We start from the raw sequence: 24834 nt of genomic DNA, 5'->3' as shown, positions 1-24834 counted from the left end.
CACTCAAACCAGCTTTTTCCTGAAAACCAAAACGTTTGGCTCTTTGGTCTCGTCCCAGAGGAAGAGGCCGAGTCTCTTAAGCCCTGGCAGGAGGGGTTTAACCCCGCTCGGGAGCATGACGTCGAACTCTTCTTTGCCCATTCCCTTTGCAACCCACATCATTGCCGGGAGCATGGCCTTTAGTGTTGCCAGGCCGATGTCGAGGGGCGTGAAGGTCGTTCCCTTCTTGGGAACCAAGAAATGGAAGCCGTTGATGTTGTAGAGCTCCGCGTTTTCTCTAATCCAGTCCAGGGCTTCTTCACTCCTCCTCACAAAGTGCCAGCCGACGGGAATTAGACCCAGGGTTAGGTCTTCAAGTGCTAACTCTACTCGCTCCGGCTTCTCAGGCTCAAACTCTTCAGTTTTAGCCCCGAAGACAAAGAACCTGGCCTTGATGTGAAAGCCTGTTCTTTCTGCCATTGCTATGCTCTCGCGGTTGAGGAAGTATGTTGCGAACTCCAAAGCTTCTATCTTCTCCTCACGGGCGAGCTTCTTACCGAGCTCCAGCATAAAGCCGTGGAGCTTCCTCCCGTAGCCCCTGCCCCTGTAGTCCGGATGAACCCTGAGGCCTTCGAGCCAACCGACTTTTCCAGGCAAAAGCGTGAGCTTTGCCGTTCCGATGACTTTGCCATCAAGCTCAAGCACGTAGAAGTTGTCTCCGAGCCACTCGTCGAAGACCCTCGCCAGGTAGTCGTCTCCTCCCCACGTCAGTCTTGCTATCTCCTCGATGAAGGGTCTGTCCTCAGGTCTGGCTTTCCTGATTATTGGCTCCATATCATCACCTGTTGCTGAATTGAAAAAAGCCTTTTAAGCCCCTTTCGTTATTACGCTTGGTGGTGTTAATGAGGCATCTCGCGCTCGCCGTCGCGTTGCTTATCATTTCCGCCTCCCTTGGCTACGCTTACCACGAAAAAATGGCAAAGGCTGATGATGCCAAGAATGGCGTAATCTCGGTCTCCAACACTGCCCTCCTCTGCCTGGAAGACATGAATGCCCTCGGAATCATGCTCGAAAACAACGTAAGCAAAGACGTCCTTAGGGAAAGGCTGAGCCGGTATGCTTACTGCTCCGTGATGATGGAAAAGGCAGCGTTCTCCCTCTATCTGCTGAATGAAGATGAGAGCTACTGGAGGCTCCATGTGGCGGCCGGTAATCTGGAAGTTTACTTCCACACGGCCATGAACAGTCCAAATCCCGATGAAGTGCTCTCGGACGACGTGAAACTCCTCGATGAAATCTCAAGAGAACTTGGTACTGTTCTCGAAAACGGTGGGGTGGGTGAACTGTCCCCCGCCCGCACGGAGAGGCTGTTCAACCTGACGCAGAAGCTATCAAGCTGAGGCCAGGTTTTGGAGGTATCCTCATGGAGCGCTGGGACTTTGATAACTGGGCCGAAAGCTACGACGAGGACGTGAGAGTGGGGGACTAGATACACAATGATTACTGGAAGGTCTTGAAACTCGTGGCCAAGTGGGCTAAAGGACTTGTTCTTGACGTCGGTTGCGGAACCGGAAACATCCTGCGCTTTCTCGACCCTGAGAAGTACATTGGCGTCGAGCCTTCAGTCGGAATGCGTGAGAAGTTCAGGGAGAAGCACGGCTTCGAGCCCCTCGACGGGCACTTCTTAAGGATTCCCCTCACGGACGAAAGTGTGGACACTGTGATAACGACCTACGCCTTCCACCATGTTCCCGATGGGGAAAAGACGGACGCGATAAAGGAGATGCTCCGCGTTCTTAAGTCCGGCGGGGGTTTATCATAGCCGATGTCATGTTTGAGTCCGAGGAATAAAAGAGAAGGATAAGTGGGGAAGACGGCATAACCGAGGAGATAGAGGACGAGTACTTCGCGACCGTCGAGGGGCTGAGGAAAATCTGCACCGCGCTCGGGCTGGAGTGCCGGTTCGAGAGGGCGAACCGCTACGTCTGGATTACCGAGATGCTCACCCCTGACCGGAAAGACTAAATGATTAACCACTCTATGGACAATCATGCCCGATGAAGACCTTGCCAGGGAAGTTCAGGAGCTCAGGAAGGCACTTGAGGAGCTCAGGGAGAGCTTCGCAGTGGTCTCCCAGATGGCACAGGCCTATCTGAGGCTCATCAACCTCTACGCCCAGTACGGCGTGCTTGGCATAGAAGTTGCCGTCCCTGAGATAAAGCATGACCCCATATCGCGTGAAATCGTCCGGATTCTCTTCGACCTGAAGAGGGCGAACGTGAGCCAGATAGCGCGGGAGCTGAAGGGCAGGCGCGGAAAGGCCTCGCGGAATACTGTTAGGGCCAAATTAAAGGAGCTGATTGATTTAGGTATCGTTGTCGAGGTTCCCGGTGAGAGGGGAAAGGTCTATGCACTCTCCCGCGAAGTGGTCAAAAAGTGGCTCGAAATGATCGGAATGCCGATTAGGTTTGACCAGACTAACGATTATTGAGGTGGTTGATATGGTGGACGAAAAGGTAGGAACCCCGAAGAAACTGGAGGAGCTCCTCGACGAGCTGGTCGAGGGGATAAGGAACGCAAAAACTGAGGAGGAGGTCGAGCTCCTCAAAAAGAAGGCCGAGATCGTGGAAGACCTCATCGAGACCTACGAGGGCGACAAAGACCTCGAAAAGATACCGGCCATAATGGATAAGGTAGGGGACATGATAGAGGATATCCTCGTGCCACTCAAGGAGCTCCTCAATGAACTGTACAGCCCGGAGAGGGTTCAGGCTATGGGCAGGAGCGTGGCCGAGTTCTACAAGAACCTGGCTGAGGCGGGGATGGACGGGGAAGCGGCCCTTGAGCTGACGAAGGAGTACATGGACAGCATAAACCCCGGCAAGAAGCTCATGGAGATTTTGGCCAACTTTGGAAGAGGGGGTTTCGGCAACATAAATATTCCCGGCCCCCCGCGGGGCCCCGGAGGGAATGAGCGAAAGGAGGAGTGAGCTTGGGGCTCTTTCACTTTTTTCTTCGACTGCCAGTGCTGGCGTTCAGGATGGCTGGCATAGTTGGAGTATCAAATCGGGCGAAGCGGTGGTTCAGGAGGGAACTTGTGGAGAGCGGCCTTCCTGATGAGATTGTTGAGGAGTTGGTTAACTACTTCAACCCGTCCACGCCGCTTAGGGAGACGCTTTTCAGGTTTTCTAGGAGATAGCCACTCTGTTTTCATCTAAAAATTTCCCTTTCAAGTTGTTTTGGCGGGTCGTTCATAGTTCTCTCTAAACCTCTCGTATATCAGCTCGTCGAGGTATCTCCCGTCGCTCCAGACGTGCTCCCTCAGCCTGCCGGCGAGAGCAAAGCCGTTCTTTTCGAGAACTCTGATTGATGGCAGATTGTCCTCATGGACTTTCGCCCAGACCTTGCGGAGGTTGAGGTGAGCGAAGGCGTATTCGCAGAGGAGCTTTACCACCTCCGTCCCGTAGCCCTTTCCCCTCTCCTCCGGCGAGAGGTAGTAGAGTATCTCCCCCCACCTTGCCCCCCAGTTGATCCAGTTGAAGCCCGCTATCCCGATGAGCTTTTCTTCCTCGTTTTCTATCACTGCGAACGTCGGCATCTTGTCCTTGTTCTTTTTTAGCTCCTCGTAGAACTCCTCCTCTTCCTCGGGAAGTGTGAAATGGGCCGAGTTGAAGAGATTCCTAACCGTGCTCCTCTCGTTGAACTATTCCCAGCTCTTCTTTAGGTCATCACGGAGGAGTATCCCAAGAGAGACCTTTTCGCCCTTCAACACTATCGGACGCATGGGCATCACCTCACAGGACCATACGGAGTAACCATACGAAAATATGGACTTCTTTTGTTTGATTTAAGAATAAATGGAACGCGTATCGGCCTCAGATTGACTGAAATACCATCTCAATCTTCTCTCCTTTCCTCACACCGATGGCGATGTCCTCCCTTAGCACCTCCATCCATCCGTCGTTCCAGAGCTCCTTTACCTTTGGCTCCCCTTCCCTGGAAATCTCAACACAGCGGCGTTTCCGTTGAGCTCGCCCCCGACAAGGAGCTTATCTCCGATTGGCAGCAGGGGAGTCGCGGCTCCCTCGCTGAGAACTACGTCGGCGTTGCCAACCCGAACCCAGAAGTTCTCCCCGCGGTAGCCGGCCAAGACGAGCTTTTCCTGCCAGCGGCAGGCGGTGAAGGCTATTCCTTCTGTGAGGGTTTCCTCGCGGCGAAGCTCTCCATCGGAGTCAAAATCAAATGACTTAACCTGCCAGCCGTTCTCTTTAACGCTCCCGATGAGGAGAAGGGAATCCTTGGACTGAAGCAGAGAGGTGAAGACGGGATCCTCCCAGCTCCCGAAGTCTTTCAGCCAGAGGAGCTCTCCCTCGGGGGAAACCTTTCCGATGAGGAACCCCTTGTCTCCGGGCCTTCCGGTTTCTCCTGCGATGAAGAATCCATCTCCAGTGGGGAGGATTGAGTGAACTGCTCCGTTGTTTCTAACGTTAAGCTTCCTCTCCCAGAGGACGTTCAGGCTCTCGTCGAGTCTTACCAGATAGGCCTTCCAGCCGTTTCCTCCGTCGGGGGTAGCCCTCCCTTCGACAGCACCTCCGATTATGTAGCCGTCATCTAATTCCGCTATGCCCTTACCCTTCCCAGTCGTTTTTGCTGGCCAGAAAGCGGGTTTCGACGATTTCCTCTCCGTTGATCCTCGCCAGCATTATTTTGTAGTTTCTCCCGCCGTGGACGCTTCCAACGACAAGGTCACCGGCCATGGCGACTGGAACGGTCTCAGCGCCGAAGGAGTGGGCTCTCATCTGGACACCCCCAGAATTACAACCGGAAAAAGTTTTTAAAGTTACCTGTGAGTTAAAATTCAGACGAGGTGTACGGGATGAAGAATCCCCTCAGAGATGCCCTCGCAGTTTTTGGAGCGGTCTTCTTGATAGCCCTCTTCTTCCTCCCAGCTTATTTCATTGGCAGGTTCTACTTCCTCCTTGTGGCCTTCTACCTAATGGCGTTAGCTACCTCAGATAAGCTCAAACTTGGTAAAGCTGCCGAGAGGGCAATCTCTTTGGCTTTCCTATTTGTGGTTCTGTACCTCATGGGGAGAAAAGAGGAGGATCCCTGGAAGTTCGTGGCGGTTGGAATCCTGGTGGTTGCGTTGGACGGCTTAAAGGGATACATCTCAGGGAGGCTGAAAAATGAAGGTGGCTCTAATCCCGATGAAGGTTGAGGCTGGAAACTTCGAGGCCAACTGGCGGGAGTTTAAAAAGCGCTTTAAGGAGGCCCTGGAGCACGACCCTGACTTCGTCGTCTTCCCGGAGTACTGTTTAACTGGCTTTGAGGAGTGGGACTTCAGCGGGGCGGAGCTTTACGGCGAGATCGTTGCTCGGGTGAGCGGGCTTGCCAGGGAGGCGGGCGTTTACGTCGTCTTCGGTCTTCTCGAACCCTACAAAAACTGTACCTACAACTCCGCCCTCCTGATCGGCCGGAACGGCGAGGTTCTGCTGAGGCACCGCAAGTTTCAAGAACCCTACAAGTTCTGCACAGGGAACACGGTGAGAACAGCGTGGACGGAGTTTGGAAAGGCCGCGATAATCATCTGTGGCGACCTCTATAACAAGAAGATAGCGAAGTGGATTAAGCACAAAAAGCCGGACTTCATCTTCGTGCCGATGGAGTACTCGCCGGACTACGGCGAGCCGAACGAGGAGGATGTGAAGGCAATGGCCGGGAGGATTAAGCTCCTCAGAGCCAAGACCTTCGTCGTAAACAGCTACCCGCCGGGCGGGGCTTGGGTTTTCAGTTCCGATGGAAAGCTCGTGGCATCGTCAGATGGGGATGGGACGCTGGTTGTGGAAGTTCAGACCAAAGGTCTTAAGTTCCCATCGCAAAGCTCAGACCGGTGGTAGCATGTGGCGCCCGGCCAGATTCGTCGACGATAACGTTGCATTCTCGCGGATGCCGGCGAGGAGTGAGATAGGCGAAGTTGCCGTAACCTTCGATGCGGTGGTGGTTCTCGTTGAGGAGTTTGAGCTCCTCTACAGCCTAAGCGAATGGCAAAGACGGGGCGTTGAGGTTCTCCACAGTCCCGTTCGGGATTTCTCGGCCCCTGACCTGGGGCAACTCCTCGAAATCCTCCGCTGGATTGAGGCGAGGGTTGCGGAGGGCAAAAAGGTCCTGATCCACTGCATGGGAGGCCTCGGGAGGAGTGGGACGGTTGCCGTTGCATGGCTCATGTACTCGAAGGGCCTCCCCCTGCGCGAGGCCCTGAGAAGGGTCCGCTCCCTGAGGCCCGGTGCGGTTGAGGTGGAGGAGCAGATGGGAGTTTTAAAAGAACTTGAAAGGCTCCTCAGAAGCCGTTGAAGGACACAACCTCTTCCAGCTTTCTCCTCTCGTACTTCGGCTTCGGGTCTGCGGGGTAACCGACGGGCAGTATCGTCTGGAGCTTGTATTCGGGAGGGGCCTTTAGGAGCTCTTCGACCGGTTTCGGATTCGGAGGGGTGTAAGTTACCGTTCCGAGGCCGAGCTCTTCGAGCGCAAGGAGAAGGTATCCGACCGCTATCCACGTTGACTGGAGCCAGTAGGGGGCTCTGGTGTGTCCGAAGACGAGGATCAGGTAGGGGGCCTCGCTCAGGAAGGGCTTCTCCGGCTTGAACCCCTTCGCGTTCAGCCAGGCCATCAGGTCGCCTTTGGTTCTGGAATAAAACTTTTCCTCCTCGCTCTCGCAGAACTCCCTTATCTTCCCCTTCAGCCACTCGTCGTCGATGATTACGAACTTCCATGGCTGGGCGTTCATGCCGCTCGGTGCTTCCTTAGCGGCTTTGATGGCCTTCATCAAATCTTCCTTCGGGGGCCTCTCGGAGAGAAACCGCCTCACTGTCTTCCTCCTCTTCGCCAGCTCAAGAACGCGCATGGCATCACCGGTTCCCCTTGAGCAAAAGCTGATAAAAACGTTTAGACGTAGAACACCATCCCGTCGTAGGCGACGAGGACTTTGTTCCTCCACCTCTTCCTTACGTACTCGGTCAGCTCAAGGAAGGGCAGGTTTTTGTGGGAGATGTGGCTGAGGACGGTTCTCTCGGCGAGCTTAAGCCCTATCTCAGCCGCTTCGTCAACGTTGTTGTGGTAGGGGTCATTAAAGCCCGGCGGATAGGTCGCGTCAACTATCGCCAGTCTGAGTGGGGCCTTCTCCCTGAGGAACTCCCACGTCTCCTTCGGGAGGCCCTTAGTATCGTAGAGTATTGCAACGCTCTTTCCGTCCTCCTCGATGAGGTAGCCGAGGGTCTCAACCTGATGGTTGAGCTTTAGGGCGGTGATTCTAAGGGTGTCGAGTTCAACCCTCTCAAAGGGCTTTATCGTTCTCGGCTGGAGGTTCTTGGGTTCGTTGAGGATTAGAGCATCCGCGTGTCCCTCTGGAGCGTAGAGCGGGGTTTCAAGTGCCATCCATCTGAGCTTATAGAGGCCGTAGATGTGGTCGTGGTGCCAGTGGGTGAGGAAAATCGCCTCCAGCGGAACGTTCAGGAAGTCCCTTATGTCGGTTCCAACGTCGAAGAGAACCGCTTTTCCCCTTTCGGTTATGATGGCCAGCGTTGAAGGCAGTCTCTGGGCAAAACCAAACCTTCTGGCTTCATTGCATGTCGGACAGGTGCATAGATGAGCAGGAATCCCCTCGCTTCCGCCGGTGCCGATGAAGTAGACTATCAAATCCACCACCTATTTCATGGCTGTGAAATAGGGCGTTATAAAAGTTCCTCGACTTTGACTGGGCTGACCTTTAAAACCTCGACGTACCTCCTGAACCCCTTCTCATCAACGATGTGGAACTCGAAGGGATGGTAATCCGGCAGATTTGCGAGCTCTTCAATTTCGATTTCAAGTCTTGCCCGCTCTTTCAGGCTTTCGGGAACTTTCTCCACCTTTATCAGCAGGTCAACGTCGCTTCCGGCGGTAAACCTTCCGGTTAGAACACTCCCAAAGACATAGACCTCGCACTCTCCAAAAACCTCTTCACAGGCCCGCTTTATGGAGGGCAAATACTTCCGGTAGTTCCTTATCATGAGGTAGCGTTTTCTGCCCCGCCTGATGAGCTTACTCCTCAATTCTTCTCTCGAACGCATCAACAAGTCCCTCCACGAAGTCCCAAACCTTCAGTGCGAATTCCATCAACTCTTGGGCGTCTTCGCGGTAGTAGATTCTCGGCTCGTAGCGGGCCTTTGTATAGGCATCTTCCAGTTCCCGTAGGAGTCCCCTGTTTTGCCTTATGAACTCGACAATTCTGTCCTCCGCTTCCAGCGCATCGCCAACTCCCTTCAATAATTCCCTTATCGAGTGGGTTCTGAGCCTCACATCGGAGTACTTTATTATCACCGCCTTGAGGTAGAGCTGAAGGGCCTGCTCGACCAGAAAAACAGCCGTATCGTACTTCTCCCTTTCAAAGGCTTCATTTGCCAGCTCAAGGTAGTCCTCAGAGCGTCTTAAGAGCGTCTCAACTTCCTCGTAGTGCATCCCACCACCGGAACTACTTTAATGGTTTTCCCTTAATACCTTTCGATGGCCATGAGGTTCATAGCCGACATGATGCTTGGAAGACTCGCGAGGTGGCTTAGGCTTTATGGCCACGATACCCTTTATGGGGTGGAAGACGACGATGAGATACTCCGGGTTGCCCTGGCTGAGAACCGGGTTCTCCTGACAAGGGACTCTGCCCTCGCAAAGAGGGCCGAAAAGCTGGGGATTAAGTCAATCCTCCTCAACTCGAATTCCCTTGAGGGGCAGGTTGAGGAACTCAGGCGTTTTGGTGTGGAGTTCAGGGAGCTCTTTCCAGCGAATGCACGCTGTCCCAAATGCAACGGACCGATAAGGCCCGCCTCTAAGGGGGAGGTTAAAGGTAGGGTCCCAGAGAGCGTTTACGAGCGCTATGACGAGTTCTACGTCTGCCAAAACTGCGGTCAGATATACTGGCCGGGGAGGCAGTGGCGGGAAATGCTGAAAATAGACCTGAAATTAAGAAAAAATCAGCGGAGCGGGTGATGGCAGGCAACGAAGTGGTTGTGGCTTATCTCCACCAGCTCCGGCTCGTGGGCCCTGCAGGTCTCACTCGCGAATGGACACCTGGGATGGAAGCGGCATCCCTTCGGCGGGTTGGCGGCGTTGGGAACCTCTCCCGTTATCTTGAGCTTCTTCTCCTTCTTCCTGCGCGCTATCGATGGAACCGCCTGGATGAGGGCCATGGTGTAGGGGTGCGCCGGGTTCTTCAGGACCTCATCGGTCGGGCCGATCTCGACTATTTTTCCAAGGTACATCACCGCTATCCTGTCCGCTATGAGCTTGCCGACCGCTATGTCGTGGGTTATGAAGAGCTGGCTTAGGTTGTACTCCTCCCTGAACGATTCGAGAAGCTCCAGGATTGATGCCCTCATGGAAACGTCTATCATCGAAACAGCTTCATCAGCCACCACGAACTCCGGTTTGAGTATCATTGCCCTGGCTATAACAACGCGCTGTCTCTGGCCGCCGCTCAGGTGGTGGGGATAGCGGTCGTAGAACTCATCCTCTGGCGTTAGACCAACGCGTTTGAGCATTTTTAGGGCAAGCTCCCTCGCTTCCTCCTTCTCGGCTATCCCATGAACGAGGAGCGGATGGGCTATCGCATCGCCGATCTTCATCCTGGGGCTCAGGCTGGCGTAGGGATCCTGGAAGATTATCTGCATTCTCCGCCTGAAGGGTCTCATCTCCTCGCGGGAGAGCTTCGTTATATCCGTTCCGTCGAAGATTATCCTGCCGTCGGTTGGTTCTATAAGCCTCAGAACTGTCCTTCCGGCGGTCGTTTTACCGCAACCGCTCTCGCCGATGAGGGCTAAAACCTCTCCCCTGGCTATCTCGAAACTGATACCGTCAACCGCTTTGACGTACCGGACCGGGGCCTTCCTAAGGGTCTCCAGGATGTTCCTCTTGATTGGGAAGTACTTCTTCAGGTTCTCAACGCGAAGCAGTGGCTCGCTCATTCCCCCGCACCCCCGTAGAGATGGCAGGCCACGAAGTGACCCTTCTCGTACTCTATCATTTCGGGCTCCCTGGAGTCGCAGAGGCCCTTAAGAGCAGAACGCTCCCTGAAAACCGGACACCTCGGGTGGAACCTGCACCCCGACGGCGGGTTCCTCAGGTCGGGCGGATAGCCAGGAATCGCCCTGACCTCGCTCTCCTTCCAGAGATCTGGAACCGCCTCGATGAGCGCCTTTGTGTACGGATGGAGCGGGTTCTCGACTATCTGTTCAACGGTTCCGAACTCAACGAGCTTCCCCGCGTACATGACGGCTATCTTGTCGCTCCTCTCGGCTGCAAGAGATATATCGTGGGTAACGAAGTAGATGCTCGTTCCCTCGGCCTTGAGGGCATCTATGAGGTCCATTATGGAGTCCTGCACGATAACGTCTAGGGCAGTAGTCGGCTCGTCCGCGATGAGCAGCTTCGGGTTGAAGGCCATCGCCATCGCTATGCTTATCCTCTGCCTCTGCCCTCCTGAAAGCTGATGTGGATAGTAGTCGAGCCTGTCCCGCGGAAGGTTGACCTTCTCGAGGAGCTCCTTCGCCCTCTCTTTAGCTTCATCCTCCTCGATACCGTGGACGGTCATGACCTCGACCATCTGGTCGCCGACTTTCCTGAGGGGGTCGAGGCTGGTCATCGGGTCCTGGAATATCATGCTGATGTCCTTTCCGCGGATCTGCCTGAGCTCGTCCTTGCTGAGCTTGAGGAGGTCCTTTCCCTCGAAGATGACCTCTCCCGAGACTATCTTCCCCGGGGAAGGAACCAGGTTCATTACCGCGTGGGCGACGGTAGATTTTCCGCTTCCGCTCTCCCCGACGAAGGTGACCCACTCTCCCCTGCCTATGCTGAACGTAACTTTTTCGGCCCCTTTGACGACCCCGGCGAGGGTGTAGTAGTAGATGCTAAGGTTTTTGACTTCAAGTAACATTCACATCACCTCGTTCCAAGGGAGAGCCTCTCGCTGAGGGCTTCTCCTATCAGCGCGAAGGCCATGGCCAGGAGCATTATCATTATTCCCGGGAAGAAGACCAGCCACCAGTAGCCGTCGAGCAGGAACGGCTGGCCGACGCGCAGGTCGTATCCCCAGTCCGGGGTTGGAGGAGTCACCGACAGGCCGAGGAAGCTCAGGCCGGCCTCCGTCAGTATTGCATCTGCTACACTCAGGGTGAAGACGACGAGTATCGTCGGTGCGAGGTTGGGCAGGATGTACTTGAACATGACCTCCCTGTCCCTCGCTCCTATCGCGTGAGCTGCTTCAACGAAGAGCTGGCCGGTGAAGCTGAGTGTCTGCCCGCGAACCATCCTGAAGTAGGTCGGCACGTAGACGAAGCTTATCGCTATGGCCGTGTTTATTGGACTCGGGCCCAGAACCACCGCGATGACCATCGCGAGGATCAAAGCCGGGAACGCGTAGATGCTGTCCATTATCACGCTCAGCGTTCTGTCGATTTTCCCACCGTGGTAGCCGGATAGCAGTCCGAGGGGAATTCCTATCGCCATCGAGAGCAGCGTCGCTATGAATACGACGTAGAGGACGACCCTTGAGCCCCAGACTATCCTGGAGAACATGTCCTGGCCGAGCCTGTTGGTGCCCATTAGGTGGTTCCAGCTTGGCGGGGCAAAAACGTCGTCGCTGCTCTGCGTTGGGTCGTAGGGTGCTATCCAGGGGGCGAAGAGGGCCATCATGACCACAATGAGGACGATGATTATGCCGAAGATGAGCATACCCCTGCCGGGCTTCTTTCCAAAGACGAACTCGGTAAGTTTTCCTGCTATCTCCATCTCCACCACCTCAGTACTTCACCCTTGGGTCGAGGAGTGCGTAGACTATGTCCACTATGAGGCTGATGATCCCTACGAAGAAGGCGAAGAATATCACCGCGCCCTGTATGGCGTTGTAGTCGCGGTAGTCTATCCTGTCCACGAGGAACGTTCCCATTCCCGGCCAGCTGAAGGTCGTCTCGGTAAGAACCGCACCGCCGAGGAGTATGGCGAACTGGAGTCCCATGAGGGTAACGACGGGTATGAAGGCGTTCTTCAGCGCGTACCACATGACCTTTCTATCCTCCACCCCCCTCGCATGGTAGGCCCTTATGAAGTCCTGACTGAGGACGTCAACCATGTTGTTCCTCACCAGTCTCGTGTAGGCACCGCTGAGAACGATTCCGAGTGTCAAAGCGGGCAGAATCAGGTGCCTCACCGAGCTCACCAGCGCGTCCCAGTTCCCGGTTATTATGCTGTCCAGGACGTAGAGGCCTGTTACCGCGTGAAGGTTTATTCCGGGGTCGAGCCTGCCCGAAGTGGGCAGCCAGTGCAGGTGGATTCCGAAGAGGTACTGGAGCATCATGCCGAACCAGGGTATGAAGAGGGTGTATGCGACGATGCTGTAGACCCTCATGGCACTGTCGGTCTTCGTCCCCTTCTTCGTTGCCCCTATCACTCCCGTGAGGAGGCCGAGGAGAACGCTGACGGTGAAGGCCCAGAGGGCCAGCTCAAGCGTCGCCGGAAAGCGCTGGGCTATGTAGTCCCACACGGGCTTCCCCATTGGAAACGCCAGAGTAACGCCGAAATCGCCGTGGAGGACGCCCTTGAGGTAGTCGAAGTACTGGACGTAGAGGGGCTTGTCCAGCCCGGCCATGTGCATCAGGTGCTCCAGCTGCTCCGGGGGAATGTTCTTCGTTCCCACGACTGCCATAACGGGGTTTCCGGGAAGGATTCTCAGGAAGAAGAACACGAGGGTGTAGAGAATGAGGATCGTGGGGATTATCATCAGCGCCCTGATTATTATGTATTGCCCAAGTCCCCTGGCCACGTTATCACCCCTTTAAAGTTGAGACAAAAAGGAGTGAAAGAAGGAAATCACTCCTTGTAGAGGGTCGAGTAGCGGAATATCATGTCCGGGCCTATGGTCACTCCCTTGACGTTCTTCTGGGTCACCACGAAGAGCTTGCCCTGTATCAGCGGTATGTACGGAACGTCCTGGGCGAGTATGTCCTGAACCTGCTCGTAGAGCTTCGTCCTCTCGTTCTGGTCGCTGAGCCTCTGGGCCTGGCTCAAGAGGTCGTCCATCGTCGGGTTGGAGTAGCCGGTTCCCGCCCACTTGTTGGCGCCGGTCTTGAGGAACGGCGTGGTGTAGTCATCGGGGTCGAGGTAGTCCGGATACCAGCCGAGCAGGTAGACCTGCATCTGGCCGTTCCTGGCGTAGTCTGTGTAGGTTCCCCATTCGGCGCTCTTGATGGTGACCTTTATCATTCCGGTCTTCTCCCACTGCTCCTTGAGTATCTGGGCGAGGTCCGCCTCGGTGTCGCCGTAATGGGTCGGCGTGTACCAGAGCTGTATCTCCAGCGGGTTGCTCTCGGAGTAGCCGGCCTCGCTTAGGAGCTTCTTTGCCAGCTCCAGGTTGCCGTCGCCGTACTTATCCTTGAAGACGTCCTTGTGGCTCCACATTCCGTTCGGAACCAGGCTGTAGAGGGGCTCGACAGTTCCCATGAAGACCTTCTGGGCTATCTCCGGCCTGTTGACTGCTGCAGCAAGCGCCTGCCTGACCTTGACGTTGCTCGTTGGGTCGTTCTTGGTGTTGAGGCAGATGTAGCGGATGAACCCACCCGGAACCTCTATGACGTTGAAGTTTCCGTCCTTCTTCAGGCTGTCTATGTCGCTCGGCCTGAGCGTCCTCCAGGCGATGTCTATCTCACCGTTCTGGAGGGCGAGGCGCATAGTTGACGCGTCGCGGTAGAACTTGATGATTATCTTTTCTGTCTTGGGCTTCTCGCCGTAGTAGTTCGGGTTGGCCTCGAGGACGAGCTCCTCATCGCGCACCCACTTGGTTATCTTGTAGGGACCCGCACCGCCAGCTGTTTGGTCGCTCTGTATCTGGTCCGGGGCGTAGTCGGGGTGGACCGGGAAGTACGGCGGGGTCGTGAGAAGGGCCAGGAAGTATGCGGTGGGCTGCTTGAGGTAGAAGACAACAGTATAATCGTCCTTGGCTTCCACCTTGTCCACGAAGTCCGTAACGAGCCAGGACGGGTCACCCTGGATGGTCATTACCCTCTCAATGCTCCTAACAACGTCCTTAGCTGTTAGGGGGGTTCCGTCCGCGAATTTAAGGTCCTTCCTCAGGTGGAAGGTCCAAACGGTAGAGTCCTCGTTGACCTCCCAGCTCTCGGCCAAAGCCGGCTCGATTTCGAGGGTTCCTGGTTTGTACTTCACCAGGCCCTCCATGACGTTGTTGAGGACCTCCCAGGTGTAGAAGTCGTAGGCGTTGGCCGGATCGAGGTCAGTCACCTTATCAGTGACTCCTATGACTATCGTCGTTGGCTGCTCTTCACCGCCGCCTCCGCCGCCGCTGATGCAGCCGCTGGCGACTACAGAAAAAACAACCAAAAACACCAGAGCCAATGTCGCGTACTGCCGTCGCATAAGGTGTCACCGATGGATATTTACGAACATCCATGGATTTAAACCTTTCGTAGTGTTCATTATCGAACCGACGAAGTTCGAACTTGGGGCGGGGATAAAGTTGATATATTCTCCGTCTCCATCTTTACCCATGGACTGGGAAGAATGGAGGCCCTTCTACCTCCGCATCGTTCGGGAGATGGGGTACTCGGTGGAGGGAGACAGAAGATCCGCCAGAATCCTGAGGGCACTGCTCCTTGAGGGTGATGAGTACATCCTGAGGGATGAGTTAGCCACCGTCGTCGGGAAAAGGGTCTACGTCTTCGGTTGCGGTCCAAGTCTGGAGAATGCTTTGGCAGAGCACGACTTCTCAGATGGGACTCTTATAGCGGCCGATGGGGCAACATCAGCGCTCCTCGAGCATGATATGGTGCCCGACATCATCGTTTCCGACCTCGACGGCAGGATTCCCGATCTGAAGCTGGCAAACGACCGGGGAGCGTTCATGGTGGTCCATGCGCACGGTGACAACGTGGATAAACTGACCGCCTACGTGCCGCTCTTCTCTAGGATACTGGGAACGACCCAGACTGAACCGCTGGACATAGTTTACAACTTCGGCGGCTTTACTGACGGCGACAGGGCCGCTTTTCTGGCAGAGGAACTGGGGGCGAGGGAAATAATCCTCGTCGGCTTCGACTTCGGCGAGACCGTGGGGAGGTGGAGCAAGCCCGGCTTGAGGGAGCACGTTCCGGTCTGGGAGAGCAAGAGGAAGAAGTTTGAGTTCGCAAAGGAACTGCTGGAATGGCTGAAGAAAAATGGAAAAGCAAAGGTAAGAACGCTCTGAAGTACTTTACCTTGCCTCAAGATAATCCCTTAGCTTGCCATTCAACGCAAGGGCCATTCCAACTATGCCGACCAAAAGCACAAACGAGACGTACTGTCCTCCCTTAATCATGTGGAATAGCGAATAAAGTCCAAGTATTCCCACAAGGACAATGCCTGGATACGCGGCGTTTTTTACCTCCTTTGGAACGTACTCCCTGTGCTCTATCGCCGCCCAAGCGGCTATTATCCCTCCAAAGAGGACGAAGGTGGACACCGCACCGTCAAGAACGGTAATGGTGTCAACGCCGAAGTGCATTCCAAAAACGTTTGCGAGACCAATTACCGCGGTTGCTCCGATGATGATAATAACTGCCTTCTCCCTGGGGAGTCTCGTGAACTCCTCGTATATTCTCACGATGGTCTCTCCAATTGGGATCATACTTGACAGTGCCGCAAGGAAGACCGCGAAGCTGAGGAGGTATAGGAGAGCTGGAAGTTTTAGGATATCAAGCATCACCCGTGGAAGCCCCTGGAAGAGCAATGCCGTCCCCTGGATTGGTATGCTCGGGTCAACCGCGAGGACCATTGCGATGACAAAGGTGGCCAATATTGAGGCAAACGTATCAAGGGCCACTCCAATAGAAGCGAGCTTTGTTCCCGATATCTCATCTGGAAGGAATGCACCGAGGATTAGGTAGAAACCCATACCGAGACTCACGGAATATGCGGCTTGCACTGCCATATCTTTGATGGTCGTGCCGCTTATTCCTTTCCATGCAAACGCTTGTCCTATGAAGTGTCCTATTGCCCCTTTGTCCGGAACGGTAGTGTACATGCCGATTATCGTGGCTACAACTGCCAGGAAAAACAGACCAACGGAGATAACCATAACGTCAAGCGTTTTCTCCCTTCCCCTGACCAGTATCAATATCAGCAGTGCAAAGACGAAGAGCAAAGTAATGATGTTCCCGGTAAAACTGGAGGTAACGTCTTCAATGACCAGAGAACTGAGGGTCCATCCCCCGACTATCGAATAGTAGCTCAAGAGGAGTATGTTGAACAGTAGGAACATGAAGCCAAACGCGGGCCTTTGGTACTCCTTTAGGTAATATTCGAGCAGTTCATACCTCTTGTGTTTGGTGCTCTCCAGGGCAACCGCTATAAGGGGAATCATCATTGCGACGAAGATTACGTACACTATTATTCCTCCAAGTCCGTGCTGGAATGCCAGGGCCGGGAACTTCCATATGTTTCCGAGACCTATCATAAAGGCCGCCACGACCAAGCTTAGATATCCAAGACTCATTCTGTTCACGGAAGACCACCTCAGTCCATTGGAGATTTGATAGTATATATCATTTTCTTCTCGAAGTTGTTATAATTTTTTAACAGTTAAAAACAGAAAACAAGAGCGTCGAAAATCTAAATAACGTGACGTTCTGTTTCCAAATAATTGTTCATGTTTTAACATATCCCATTGGGGGATATACAACCGTTTACATTCCAAGTTAAGTTTTCAATAACAAAAAATCAAAAATAAATTATGAGTTTAGGTCCCTGAGCTTCTTCACCTTTCCAGCCTTTATCTCGATGTAGCCTGCCCTCTTGAGGAAGCGGAGAACCTCCTCGACGGCCTTTGGGGAGTAGTTGATGACGAGGGTTCCCTTCTCCGTGGGTATCGAGATGGGTGAGGCCCTCACGAACGCCTTGACCAGGTCTTCCTCAGGAACCTTCTCGTTGCCGAGGGACTTGAGTATCTCCCCAGAGAGAATCGAGCGGCCTATCAGCGCGAAGTAGACCCTGAGGAGGTAATCCTCGGGGAAGTAGCGCGCTGCGATCTTTCCGAGGGTGTTTATTTTGCCTATGTCCAGCTCGAGTATCTCGAACTCGTACTCCATGGTTAGGTCTGTAAACGCGAACTGCTTGGCTATCCTCTCGGCGCTCTCGGGGCTGTGGACGAGGTTAAAGGGGAACTTAAACTCGAAGCGGAGCTTCGTGACGTCAACTCCTTCCTTCAGCTTGATGACGCCGTCGCTGTAGTCTATTGCCCCGTTCCTTGTGAGCTGGTCGAGGAGTTCAGCCACCCATGGGCCCTCCTGAAGGAGCGTCTCGAACCTCTCGCCGACCTTGATGTGCTCAAGTATGTGGTTGAGGCTCTCCCTGAAGGAGACGAAGCCCTCCCTGAGGGCCTCCCTGTCTGCCCCCTCTATGACGTCTATCTGCGCGCTTATCTCCTCAAGGGTCCCCTCGAGCAGGTACCCCACGAACGCCTCGTATCCAAGTCTCTCATGAAGCTCGAACTTTATTCCAGCTTTCCTCAGATCCTCGAAAAAGGATTTCTTCACAGCCTCACTCTTCGTGACGAACCTCATTCTATCACCGAACCGGAAACGGTTAAAAGCCTTATAGGCTTTTGGTTTCTGGAGGTGAGCGCATGGGCGAGAAGCAGTACCTGCTTGATAAGACCCTTGAGACCTGGAAGGGGAAGAGGGTTGCCCTGGCGGTTAGCAACGAGCATTCCTTCACCGGAATCCTGGAGGACTTCGATGAGGAGGTCATACTCCTGAGGGACGTCGTCGATATAGCGGGAAACAGGGCAAAGGCCCTCGTGGTGAAGATAGACGACCTCAACTGGATAATGCTCCTGTGAGGGATTCGGATGAGGGGCATTGCCTTCGTGGGCTTCAAGAAGAGCGGGAAAACGACGACGGTTGAGGCCGTCGCGAAGGTTTTGAAGGAACGCGGCTACCGGGTGGTAATAGCTAAGAGCATGCACGCCGACTTCGACAGAGAGGGGAGCGATACGTGGCGCTTCTCAAAGGTCGCCGATGCCGTCCTCCTCAGGGCGAACGATACCGATGCACTGCTCTTCAACGCCAAGGACATCAACGCGCTCTTCTCGATGATCTCCGCCGATTTCCTCCTGCTCGAGGGGTTCAAATACCTTCAGCACGTCCCCAAGGTCATATGCGCGAGGGACGCAAATGAAGTCAGGGAGCTCAACGACGGCCTAGCAATAGCGGTGAGTGGGGTCATTGCCTCAGCCGGCGTTGATGAGGTAGATGGTCTCCAGGTTATAGATGCCACCAAAGAGCCGGAAAAGCTAGCGGATTTGGTGGAGAAGAGGGCCTTCATGCTCCCCAACATAGACTGCGGCCTCTGCGGCTTCCGCTGTGCGGAAATGGCCAGGATGATAGTGAGCGGCGAGAAAACGCTGAGGGACTGCGTTGTCCTCAGCTCAAAGCCCAAGGTGACCGTTAAGATAGACGGGCAACCATTGCCCATGAAGGACTGGGTGCAGGAGCTCGTCGAGAAAACTATCAAAGGCATGCTCTCGGCTATGAAGGGCTACCGCGAGGGGAGAAGGATAGAGATCGTGATTAGGGACGATTAATCAAGTTCCCTCTGTGCGTGGGCTTCGATTCTCAATTCTTCGAGTTCTTTCCCTGTTCCTCCTCCGTTGAACATCCCCCTCCTCACGCTCTTGGCGAGTTCCTCTATATCCCCCCTAACAGAGTCAACCTCGTCCTCAACCTCCACCGCCTCAACCTTTCCCTCCTTCAGAATCCATGCTCTAACCTCGCCCTTCGACGTAACTATCAGCCAGACGACCGGCCAGAGCCTCATGCCCCCTAAATCCCTGCCGCTCGGTCTCGGCGGGCACTTCAGATGGGAATGGAAGATGCCTACCACCTCAAGGCCCCGTTTCTCGGCATCGTCGATGGCCCTCACCATTTCGAGCGGCTCCATCTCGAAGGCATCTCCACTCAGTCTGTTGGGGACGAAGCGGACTTCCTTGACTTCAATCCGCTCCCCGTCCCTGTGGCCAAAGAGGAAGCCGCATATCTCCCCCCGTGAATTTTCCGCTGCTTTGATAATCCGTTTTAAATCTTTTGGGTGAATAACCATCATCATGTCAATAAATTTCCCGTTAACCTTATAAGTTTTGGAGCGCCGAGAAGTCTCTGCCGGTGATACGATGAAATGGGCCCTTACACTCCACGGTGGAGAAAACCACGGCGAAACCATAATATTCGAAACCGACACTGCTGACGAGGCAAGGCGTTTCGCGGTTCGGGAATTAAAGCGGAAGGACGCAAGGGTCTTCGAGCTGGAGAAACTTGAGTAAATCTCTGTTTCCACATCTATTTCTATACGCTTCCTCATCTTGAGTTCTCAAACTTATGGTTTTGATGCCATTTAGGTACATTGGTGAACCTTTGCATTCAGCAAAGTTTTTAAGTTCGTTATAATGTCCATTAGTTCACAACGAAGAATGGAGGCGCTCACCAATGCTCGTGAGGATAGTCTACTATTTCGAAAACACCCTGCCGGAGGAAAGAATAGTTGCCACTAACGACGTCAAAAAAGCCGAAGAGCTGGCGAAGGAAGAAATGAAAAGGCTTGGAGCAAGGGAGTACGAGGTTGAGTGGGTGGCCTGAAGCTCAGGCTTTTCCGATGTTTGGTGGACCGACCGTCTGCTCAAGCCCGTAGATTATCAGGACTAGCCCCATCCACGTCGCAATAAAGTAGGCCGTTATCGCGACGAAGTGGAGTGGTATGGCAACGAGGAGCATGAGCCCGCCGGTCTTCAGCATCTCCGCCCCGGTGTCGTCGGACATCCTCGAGAGGGCGCGGTAGAGGAAGTACAGGCTGAGGAACTGCAGGGCCAGGAAGAATACGTGGACGGCGTTTATCACCGCGGGGCTGGTCTCCACGGGAGTTATTCCGAGTGTTCTGCTCCATCCGGAGATCCCGAGGACTATCTTTGCCCCGTAGAGGGGGAGTGAGGCGATGAAAACGATGAGCGACCTTCTGATGCTCCCCCTATACTCCACGAGCTCCCTCATGAGGAGCCATAGGCCCATGAGGGCCAGCGGGTAGACGTACATCATCAGAACCAGCGTGAGCGCGAAAAGAAGCTCAAGCCTTCTAACGTTCATGGGATCACCGTAGAAGAGTCGGTCTCAAAAGTTAAAAGGTTGAGGGGTTCAGCCCCGCCTGCGCGAACGCTGATCTTGTTGTCAGCCGCGTGACTGCTTGAACTGCTCCTGAATCTTCCTGTAGTAATCCATGGTCTCCTCGCTCACGCTGGGGCCTATCTTCTTGAGAGTGCTTTCGAAGTCCTTCATCGTCACCTTGACCTTCCCCCTTATCTCGTCGGCCTTCATGCCGGGCCTTATGATGCCCTCCTGGAGCGCTCTCCTCATGGCGAGCATCGCTGCCTCTCTCACCACCGCCTCGATGTCCGCACCGGTGTAGCCCTCTGTTCTCTTGGCAAGCTCTTCGAGGCTGACGTCTTCTGCCAGCGGAACTCTCCTGGTGTGCACCTTGAATATCTCCAGTCTGGCCTTCTCATCCGGAGCTGGAACGAGTATCAGCCTGTCGAACCTGCCGGGCCTGAGCAGGGCAGGGTCTATGATGTCGGGCCTGTTGGTTGCAGCTATGACAACCACTCCGCTGTTCTCCTGGATTCCGTCCATCTCTGTCAAGAGCTGGTTGATGAGCCTGTCGGTGACCCTGTTCACGTCCGTGCCTCTCCTAGGGGCTATCGCGTCTATCTCGTCGATGAATATCACCGTTGGAGCCGCCTGGCGGGCCTTCCTGAATATCTCGCGGATGTTCTTTTCGCTCTCGCCCACCCACTTGCTGAGCACCTCTGGGCCCTTGATGGCTATGAAGTTGGCCTCGCTCTCGTTGGCGACGGCCTTGGCCAGGAGAGTCTTACCCGTTCCCGGCGGTCCGTAGAGGAGTATGCCCTTCGGCGGGGTTATGCCGAGCCCGAGGAAGGCCTCCGGGTACTTGAGCGGCCACTCCACTGCCTCTTTCAGCTCCTCCTTGACCTCCTCCAGTCCGCCTATGTCGTCCCAGCGGACGTTCGGAACCTCAAGGAGCACCTCTCTCAGAGCGGAAGGCTCGACCATCTTGAGGGCCTCGTAGAAGTCCTTCCTGGTGACCCTGAGCTCCTCAAGGACCTCCTTGGGTATGTGCTCGGCCTCGAAGTCGATCTTGCCCTCCTTGATGAGCCTTCTCAGAGCGGCCATCGCTGCCTCCCTCGCCAGTGCTGCGAGGTCGGCACCGACGAAGCCGTGGGTGACTTCAGCCAGCTCTTCGAGAAGTCCATCGATGAGCCTGGCCTTGACCTCGTCGTAGAGCCTCTCGTCTATGCCCCTGAGTATCTCCGGGATCTCCTCGTCCCTCGCGTTCTTGACCTTCATCAAAGCTTTCTCGGCGCTCTCGCGGTAGGCGTCGTTCCTCTCCAGCTCCTCCAGTATCTCGATGACCCTTCCCCTTCTGAACTCCGGCTCGATGGGCATTCCCCTGGTGTGTATCTGGAGTATCTCTTTCCTGCCGGCCTTGTCGGGGACGCCGACCTCAAGCTCGCGGTCGAACCTGCCGGGCCTCCTCAGTGCCGGGTCTATAGCGTCCGGCCTGTTGGTTGCGCCGATGACTATTACCTTACCCCTGCTCTTGAGGCCGTCCATCAGCGTGAGCAGCTGGCTGACGACTCTCTTCTCGACCTCGCCGTGGGTCTCTTCCCTCTTTGGAGCTATCGCGTCGATCTCGTCTATGAAGATTATCGCCGGAGCGTTCTCTTCAGCCTCCTTGAAGACTTCCCTAAGGCGCTCCTCACTCTCGCCGTAGTACTTGCTCATTATCTCCGGCCCGTTGATGGCTATGAAGTGCGCGTTTGCCTCGTTGGCGACGGCCTTTGCCAGGAGGGTCTTACCGGTTCCGGGCGGGCCGTAGAGTAAGACACCTTTGGGCGGCTCGATGCCGAGCTTCTCGAATATCTCCGGGTGCTTGAGCGGGAGCTCTATCATCTCCCTGACCTTCTGAATGACGTCCTTAAGGCCGCCTATGTCCTCGTAGGTGACTCCGAGGGCGGCGGTCTTGGAGACCTCCTTAACAGGTTTCTCGCTGACCTGGAACTCCGTGAACTCGGTTATCTGGACTATCCCGGCTGGAGTTGTCGCGGTGACTACGAAGGTCAGCTCCTGGCCGAGGATTCCGACCTTGATGTAGTCACCCCTGACGACCGGCCTTCCGACGAGCCTGCTGTGGAACCACTCAACGAAGTCGTGGCCGAAGCGAATCGGCTCGGTTGGTGCAACGATGACCTTCTTCGCCTCCTTGACCTCGGCCTTCCTCACGGTAACCTCATCGCCGAGGCCGACGCCGGCGTTCTTCCTTATGGTTCCGTCCATTCTGATGATGCTCAGTCCTTCATCCTCAGGGTAAGCCGGCCACACAACGGCAGCAGTGTTCTTGGTTCCGATTATCTCGATGATGTCGCCGCTCTGGACACCGATCTCGCGCATGGCTTTGCGGTCTATTCTAACTATCCCCCTGCCAACGTCACGCTGATAGGCAGAGGCAACCTTGAGCTTAACTTCTCTCTTTTCGGTCATCTTTCACCACCTCCACACTTTTCATGACCGATGATCGTGAGATTCAATGTTTTTATTTTATCAGGGGGTTGCTGGGGGCGGAGCCCGGTATTAAATCAATGTGGGGCGAAGCCAAGATGGAAAACAACGAAAGGTCACTCGATCTTGACCTCGAAGCCCTCGCCTTTCTCCTTCTTCGGGGCCTTCTTGGGCACCTCTATCTCAAGGACGCCGTTGTTGTATCTGGCTTTCGCCTTCTCTGGAATGACCTCCTCTGGAAGGCGAATGACCCTCCTGTAGCCGCTGTAGTAGCGCTCGATCCTTATTGCCCCCTCGGTCTCAAGCTCCTTCTCGCGCCTCACCTGGGCTTCGAGGTAGACGGTGTCCTCGGTAACGCGGAGTTTGATGTCCTCCTTGCGCACTCCTGGCAGTTCAACCGTTATGACGAATCTGTCTCCCCTGTCGAAGATGTCCACGAATGGCTCGCGCCAGGTCTCGCTGACGAACTCGTAGCGCTCGCTTGGCTCGCGGTAGCTCCAGAGTCTTGGGCCCCTAAAGACGTCCCTGAAGATGGCGTCGATCTCCTCCTGAATCTCCCTCATCAGGTCGAAGGGGTCCCAGTAGCGGTCCCTCCTCCAGACCATACCCTCACCCCCTCAACCTTTTGGTTACCAGTAGTAACTAAAAGCTTGGGGTTTATAAAGTTTTTCGTCTTTTAATGTGCATCGGTGACTAAAATCTGAAAAGAACGGGGAAAGATCAAAGGTTGCTCAGCATACGGACGAGCGGGTAGTAGACGTCATCGAAGCTCTCGTTTCCTCTGAGGGGATAAACGAACCTGACCTCCCTTCCGTCCACCCTGACTTCCATCTCTCTGGGCTCTTTTACCAACGTGAGCTCCGTAACTTCGAGCATGTCGCTGACTATCCGACCCCTCCCGAGAAGAGAACCCCTGCCGATGCCCTTATTCATAATCTCCTCAAGCCTGGGCCTTAGCCCGGTAACCCACTTCGGGCGAAACCTTCGTCTGGTTAGGGCCTCCATGGGTTCACCCCCTGGGGTAATGGGAGAAGAAGGGAAGGGGCGCTTGGCTACCACCCCCTTTTAGCTTATTGGCACGACCGACCTATTTTTCAGGGCGGATTCAAGGCACTGCCACGCTATCCATAACTCACAGTGGGTCCATCAAACTTATACGAGTTTAAAAAATATTAGCTTTTTGGCCAATTTTTTGGAAGATTTCTCTGTTTAAATGGCTTTCAAAGGAAAAAGTTTGAGTTTTTATCCTGCTGGATTCATGTTTTTGTCATAATGTCGGCAAGCTCATGGTGGAATTCTGGGATACTGGCTGAGCATCGTAGCCGAGTCCCCTCAAAATCCTCGCGAACTCCTCTGCAAAGCCATAAACAGTGAAAATTCTCTCCGGGTGCACCTTCTCCACTATTCGGACCAGCTCCCAGAAGTCGGCGTGGTTGCTGAGCTTTAACCGTCCAAAACCGGAAACCGTAAGCTCCCAGGGTGAGATGGAGTTCTCAACCCGGGGCGAGCGGTAGGAGCGAAGGACGACCTCGCCGTCGGCCGAGATGTTGCCGAACCTAACCCCGAACTTCGAATAAACGCGCGCCACCTTGAGCATCTCCCTCGATGCTTTGACTGTGTAGCCGTGAAGGTCGAGTATCTTCATGACCTCCTGGGCTTTCCCCATCTGGTTGACGTAGAGAACCGGTCTTCTACCTCTCTCAAGGGCCTCCTCGACGAAGGCGATTAGCTTTTTCTCGGCTTCCCGCGGCGTTGGAAACGTGAAGTGCGGAACGCCAAAGGTGGCCTCAATGATGAGGAAGTCTGCCCTCGGAAAGCGGCTTTTTTCCGCAGTCCTCATCTTGAACCACTTGGTGTCGCCGGTGTAGAACAGCGTGCCGTTTTCGAGCCACAGCTTTATCCCTGCCGAGCCGAGCATGTGTCCAGCCGGATAGAGCTTCGCCTTGAAATCGCCGAGGTAGAACTTCTTCCCGAACTCGATTTCCCTGTAGAAGCCGCCCTTCCGGAGGTGGCTGAGGAACTTGGTTGCTTTGGTGGAGTAGATGACCTCACCGCTGACGAAGTGGTCGGTGTGGGCGTGGCTCTGGAAGGCGAGCTTTGCGGAGCTGTCGAGGCCAACTTTCCCTATTATTATTACTTGAATATAAACCCCCGAAACCCTTATTTA

The 24834-nt window shown here is 54.7% G+C and carries 35 protein-coding genes and 1 pseudogene; 16 read left to right on the top strand and 20 right to left on the bottom strand.

What is annotated here, in order from left to right:
* Positions 1-3: 3 nt before the first annotated feature.
* Positions 4-813, bottom strand: a complete 810-nt coding sequence (locus E3E25_RS07860) for a GNAT family N-acetyltransferase (RefSeq protein ID WP_167892517.1) — start codon at positions 811-813, stop codon at positions 4-6.
* Between the two features lie 68 nt (positions 814-881).
* Between E3E25_RS07860 and E3E25_RS07855 the strand changes: the two genes are divergently transcribed.
* From E3E25_RS07855 to E3E25_RS07835, 5 genes are all read left to right on the top strand, one after another.
* The gene (locus E3E25_RS07855) at positions 882-1379 is read left to right on the top strand and encodes a hypothetical protein (protein WP_167892789.1); all 498 of its coding nucleotides are present in this window, start codon (positions 882-884) and stop codon (positions 1377-1379) included.
* Positions 1380-1501: 122 nt separating this feature from the next.
* On the top strand, positions 1502-1801 hold the full coding sequence (locus E3E25_RS11600) for a class I SAM-dependent methyltransferase (RefSeq protein WP_370456669.1): 300 nt from the start codon (positions 1502-1504) through the stop codon (positions 1799-1801).
* A gap of 228 nt (positions 1802-2029) precedes the next feature.
* Complete coding sequence (locus tag E3E25_RS07845) at positions 2030-2470, top strand: ArsR family transcriptional regulator (protein WP_167892516.1); 441 nt, start codon at positions 2030-2032, stop codon at positions 2468-2470.
* Positions 2471-2480: 10 nt separating this feature from the next.
* Positions 2481-2969, top strand: coding sequence for a hypothetical protein (locus E3E25_RS07840; RefSeq protein WP_167892515.1), 489 nt, complete (start codon positions 2481-2483; stop codon positions 2967-2969).
* Between the two features lie 2 nt (positions 2970-2971).
* Complete coding sequence (locus E3E25_RS07835; RefSeq protein WP_206204622.1) at positions 2972-3178, top strand: hypothetical protein; 207 nt, start codon at positions 2972-2974, stop codon at positions 3176-3178.
* A gap of 30 nt (positions 3179-3208) precedes the next feature.
* On the opposite strand, the pseudogene E3E25_RS07830 reads toward E3E25_RS07835, so the two are convergent.
* Positions 3209-3649 (bottom strand): annotated as a pseudogene (locus tag E3E25_RS07830) (GNAT family N-acetyltransferase); the annotation flags it as partial.
* 312 nt (positions 3650-3961) lie between these two features.
* Between E3E25_RS07830 and E3E25_RS11595 the strand changes: the two are divergent.
* The gene (locus E3E25_RS11595) at positions 3962-4225 is read left to right on the top strand and encodes a hypothetical protein (protein ID WP_240910760.1); all 264 of its coding nucleotides are present in this window, start codon (positions 3962-3964) and stop codon (positions 4223-4225) included.
* A 216-nt stretch (positions 4226-4441) separates the two neighbouring features.
* Positions 4442-4594, top strand: coding sequence for a hypothetical protein (locus tag E3E25_RS11590; protein ID WP_240910759.1), 153 nt, complete (start codon positions 4442-4444; stop codon positions 4592-4594).
* Between the two features lie 13 nt (positions 4595-4607).
* Here the strand turns inward: E3E25_RS11590 and E3E25_RS11585 are convergent, their stop codons facing one another.
* Complete coding sequence (locus E3E25_RS11585; protein WP_240910758.1) at positions 4608-4778, bottom strand: hypothetical protein; 171 nt, start codon at positions 4776-4778, stop codon at positions 4608-4610.
* Between the two features lie 68 nt (positions 4779-4846).
* Here E3E25_RS11585 and E3E25_RS07820 point away from each other — a divergent pair, with 68 nt between their 5' ends.
* Genes E3E25_RS07820 through E3E25_RS07810 form a run of 3 tightly spaced genes read left to right on the top strand, consistent with a single transcriptional unit; the run spans position 4847 to position 6330 of the window.
* The gene (locus tag E3E25_RS07820) at positions 4847-5197 is read left to right on the top strand and encodes a hypothetical protein (protein ID WP_167892513.1); all 351 of its coding nucleotides are present in this window, start codon (positions 4847-4849) and stop codon (positions 5195-5197) included.
* On the top strand, positions 5166-5876 hold the full coding sequence (locus E3E25_RS07815; protein ID WP_167892512.1) for a carbon-nitrogen hydrolase family protein: 711 nt from the start codon (positions 5166-5168) through the stop codon (positions 5874-5876). The genes E3E25_RS07820 and E3E25_RS07815 overlap by 32 nt, the downstream gene beginning before the upstream one ends.
* Position 5877: 1 nt before the next feature.
* Positions 5878-6330 carry a dual specificity protein phosphatase family protein gene (locus E3E25_RS07810; protein WP_167892511.1) on the top strand — a complete coding sequence of 151 codons (453 nt, stop codon included), beginning with the start codon at positions 5878-5880 and terminating at the stop codon, positions 6328-6330.
* On the opposite strand, the gene E3E25_RS07805 is transcribed toward E3E25_RS07810, so the two are convergent.
* The 4 genes from E3E25_RS07805 to E3E25_RS07790 are packed head-to-tail and all read right to left on the bottom strand — an operon-like array spanning position 6317 to position 8472.
* A complete protein-coding gene (locus E3E25_RS07805; protein WP_167892510.1) occupies positions 6317-6880 on the bottom strand; it encodes a nitroreductase family protein in 564 nt (187 codons plus the stop codon). The genes E3E25_RS07810 and E3E25_RS07805 overlap by 14 nt on opposite strands.
* Before the next feature lie 41 nt (positions 6881-6921).
* Positions 6922-7671, bottom strand: coding sequence for an MBL fold metallo-hydrolase (locus E3E25_RS07800; protein ID WP_167892788.1), 750 nt, complete (start codon positions 7669-7671; stop codon positions 6922-6924).
* Positions 7672-7706: 35 nt separating this feature from the next.
* Entirely contained in the window at positions 7707-8084 is a 378-nt protein-coding gene (locus tag E3E25_RS07795; RefSeq protein ID WP_167892787.1) for a nucleotidyltransferase domain-containing protein, read from the bottom strand.
* Positions 8056-8472, bottom strand: a complete 417-nt coding sequence (locus E3E25_RS07790) for a HEPN domain-containing protein (RefSeq protein WP_167892509.1) — start codon at positions 8470-8472, stop codon at positions 8056-8058. Before E3E25_RS07790 ends, E3E25_RS07795 begins: the two co-directional genes overlap by 29 nt.
* Before the next feature lie 51 nt (positions 8473-8523).
* Here E3E25_RS07790 and E3E25_RS07785 point away from each other — a divergent pair, with 51 nt between their 5' ends.
* A complete protein-coding gene (locus E3E25_RS07785) occupies positions 8524-8997 on the top strand; it encodes a Mut7-C RNAse domain-containing protein (RefSeq protein WP_167892786.1) in 474 nt (157 codons plus the stop codon).
* On the opposite strand, the gene E3E25_RS07780 is transcribed toward E3E25_RS07785, so the two are convergent.
* The 5 genes from E3E25_RS07780 to E3E25_RS07760 are packed head-to-tail and all read right to left on the bottom strand — an operon-like array spanning position 8982 to position 14430.
* Positions 8982-9971, bottom strand: coding sequence for an ABC transporter ATP-binding protein (locus E3E25_RS07780; protein ID WP_167892508.1), 990 nt, complete (start codon positions 9969-9971; stop codon positions 8982-8984). The genes E3E25_RS07785 and E3E25_RS07780 overlap by 16 nt on opposite strands.
* Positions 9968-10939 carry an ABC transporter ATP-binding protein gene (locus tag E3E25_RS07775; protein ID WP_167892507.1) on the bottom strand — a complete coding sequence of 324 codons (972 nt, stop codon included), beginning with the start codon at positions 10937-10939 and terminating at the stop codon, positions 9968-9970. The genes E3E25_RS07780 and E3E25_RS07775 overlap by 4 nt, the downstream gene beginning before the upstream one ends.
* Positions 10940-10944: 5 nt before the next feature.
* Positions 10945-11793 (bottom strand): ABC transporter permease, encoded by an 849-nt coding sequence (locus E3E25_RS07770; protein ID WP_167892785.1) that lies wholly within the window; start codon positions 11791-11793, stop codon positions 10945-10947.
* A gap of 10 nt (positions 11794-11803) precedes the next feature.
* Complete coding sequence (locus tag E3E25_RS07765) at positions 11804-12823, bottom strand: ABC transporter permease (RefSeq protein WP_370456660.1); 1020 nt, start codon at positions 12821-12823, stop codon at positions 11804-11806.
* A 47-nt stretch (positions 12824-12870) separates the two neighbouring features.
* Positions 12871-14430, bottom strand: coding sequence for an ABC transporter substrate-binding protein (locus E3E25_RS07760; RefSeq protein ID WP_167892506.1), 1560 nt, complete (start codon positions 14428-14430; stop codon positions 12871-12873).
* A 130-nt stretch (positions 14431-14560) separates the two neighbouring features.
* On the opposite strand from E3E25_RS07760, the gene E3E25_RS07755 reads away from it, so the two are divergent.
* On the top strand, positions 14561-15256 hold the full coding sequence (locus E3E25_RS07755; RefSeq protein WP_167892505.1) for a 6-hydroxymethylpterin diphosphokinase MptE-like protein: 696 nt from the start codon (positions 14561-14563) through the stop codon (positions 15254-15256).
* Positions 15257-15262: 6 nt separating this feature from the next.
* Here E3E25_RS07755 and E3E25_RS07750 read toward each other — a convergent pair whose 3' ends face one another.
* Together E3E25_RS07750 and E3E25_RS07745 are read right to left on the bottom strand one after the other, a co-directional pair.
* Positions 15263-16543 (bottom strand): sodium-dependent transporter, encoded by a 1281-nt coding sequence (locus E3E25_RS07750; protein WP_240910796.1) that lies wholly within the window; start codon positions 16541-16543, stop codon positions 15263-15265.
* Between the two features lie 235 nt (positions 16544-16778).
* A complete protein-coding gene (locus tag E3E25_RS07745) occupies positions 16779-17609 on the bottom strand; it encodes a hypothetical protein (protein ID WP_167892503.1) in 831 nt (276 codons plus the stop codon).
* Between the two features lie 62 nt (positions 17610-17671).
* Here E3E25_RS07745 and E3E25_RS07740 point away from each other — a divergent pair, with 62 nt between their 5' ends.
* Together E3E25_RS07740 and E3E25_RS07735 are read left to right on the top strand one after the other, a co-directional pair.
* Positions 17672-17887 carry an LSm family protein gene (locus E3E25_RS07740; RefSeq protein WP_167892502.1) on the top strand — a complete coding sequence of 72 codons (216 nt, stop codon included), beginning with the start codon at positions 17672-17674 and terminating at the stop codon, positions 17885-17887.
* 9 nt (positions 17888-17896) lie between these two features.
* Positions 17897-18631: a molybdopterin-guanine dinucleotide biosynthesis protein MobB gene (locus E3E25_RS07735; protein ID WP_167892501.1), complete on the top strand. Its 735-nt coding sequence runs from the start codon at positions 17897-17899 to the stop codon at positions 18629-18631.
* On the opposite strand, the gene E3E25_RS07730 is transcribed toward E3E25_RS07735, so the two are convergent.
* Positions 18628-19152 carry a M67 family metallopeptidase gene (locus tag E3E25_RS07730; protein ID WP_167892500.1) on the bottom strand — a complete coding sequence of 175 codons (525 nt, stop codon included), beginning with the start codon at positions 19150-19152 and terminating at the stop codon, positions 18628-18630. The two genes, E3E25_RS07735 and E3E25_RS07730, sit on opposite strands and share 4 nt — an antisense overlap.
* A gap of 64 nt (positions 19153-19216) precedes the next feature.
* On the opposite strand from E3E25_RS07730, the gene E3E25_RS07725 reads away from it, so the two are divergent.
* Positions 19217-19366: a hypothetical protein gene (locus E3E25_RS07725; RefSeq protein ID WP_167892499.1), complete on the top strand. Its 150-nt coding sequence runs from the start codon at positions 19217-19219 to the stop codon at positions 19364-19366.
* A 163-nt stretch (positions 19367-19529) separates the two neighbouring features.
* Positions 19530-19679 (top strand): hypothetical protein, encoded by a 150-nt coding sequence (locus E3E25_RS07720; RefSeq protein ID WP_167892498.1) that lies wholly within the window; start codon positions 19530-19532, stop codon positions 19677-19679.
* 3 nt (positions 19680-19682) lie between these two features.
* Here E3E25_RS07720 and E3E25_RS07715 read toward each other — a convergent pair whose 3' ends face one another.
* The 5 genes from E3E25_RS07715 to E3E25_RS07695 form a co-directional block, all read right to left on the bottom strand.
* On the bottom strand, positions 19683-20180 hold the full coding sequence (locus E3E25_RS07715) for a transposase (protein ID WP_167892497.1): 498 nt from the start codon (positions 20178-20180) through the stop codon (positions 19683-19685).
* 81 nt (positions 20181-20261) lie between these two features.
* A complete protein-coding gene (locus E3E25_RS07710) occupies positions 20262-22649 on the bottom strand; it encodes a CDC48 family AAA ATPase (protein ID WP_167892496.1) in 2388 nt (795 codons plus the stop codon).
* A 134-nt stretch (positions 22650-22783) separates the two neighbouring features.
* Positions 22784-23272, bottom strand: coding sequence for an Hsp20/alpha crystallin family protein (locus E3E25_RS07705; RefSeq protein ID WP_167892495.1), 489 nt, complete (start codon positions 23270-23272; stop codon positions 22784-22786).
* Positions 23273-23387: 115 nt separating this feature from the next.
* Positions 23388-23672 (bottom strand): hypothetical protein, encoded by a 285-nt coding sequence (locus E3E25_RS07700; protein ID WP_167892494.1) that lies wholly within the window; start codon positions 23670-23672, stop codon positions 23388-23390.
* 262 nt (positions 23673-23934) lie between these two features.
* Entirely contained in the window at positions 23935-24801 is an 867-nt protein-coding gene (locus E3E25_RS07695) for an MBL fold metallo-hydrolase (protein WP_167892783.1), read from the bottom strand.
* Positions 24802-24834: the final 33 nt, after the last annotated feature.

It is taken from the genome of Thermococcus sp. MAR1, assembly GCF_012027305.1.
Classification (GTDB): Archaea; Methanobacteriota_B; Thermococci; order Thermococcales; family Thermococcaceae; genus Thermococcus.
Note: the sequence above shows the minus strand (reverse complement) of the source record. Positions and strands in the feature narration are given on the sequence as shown.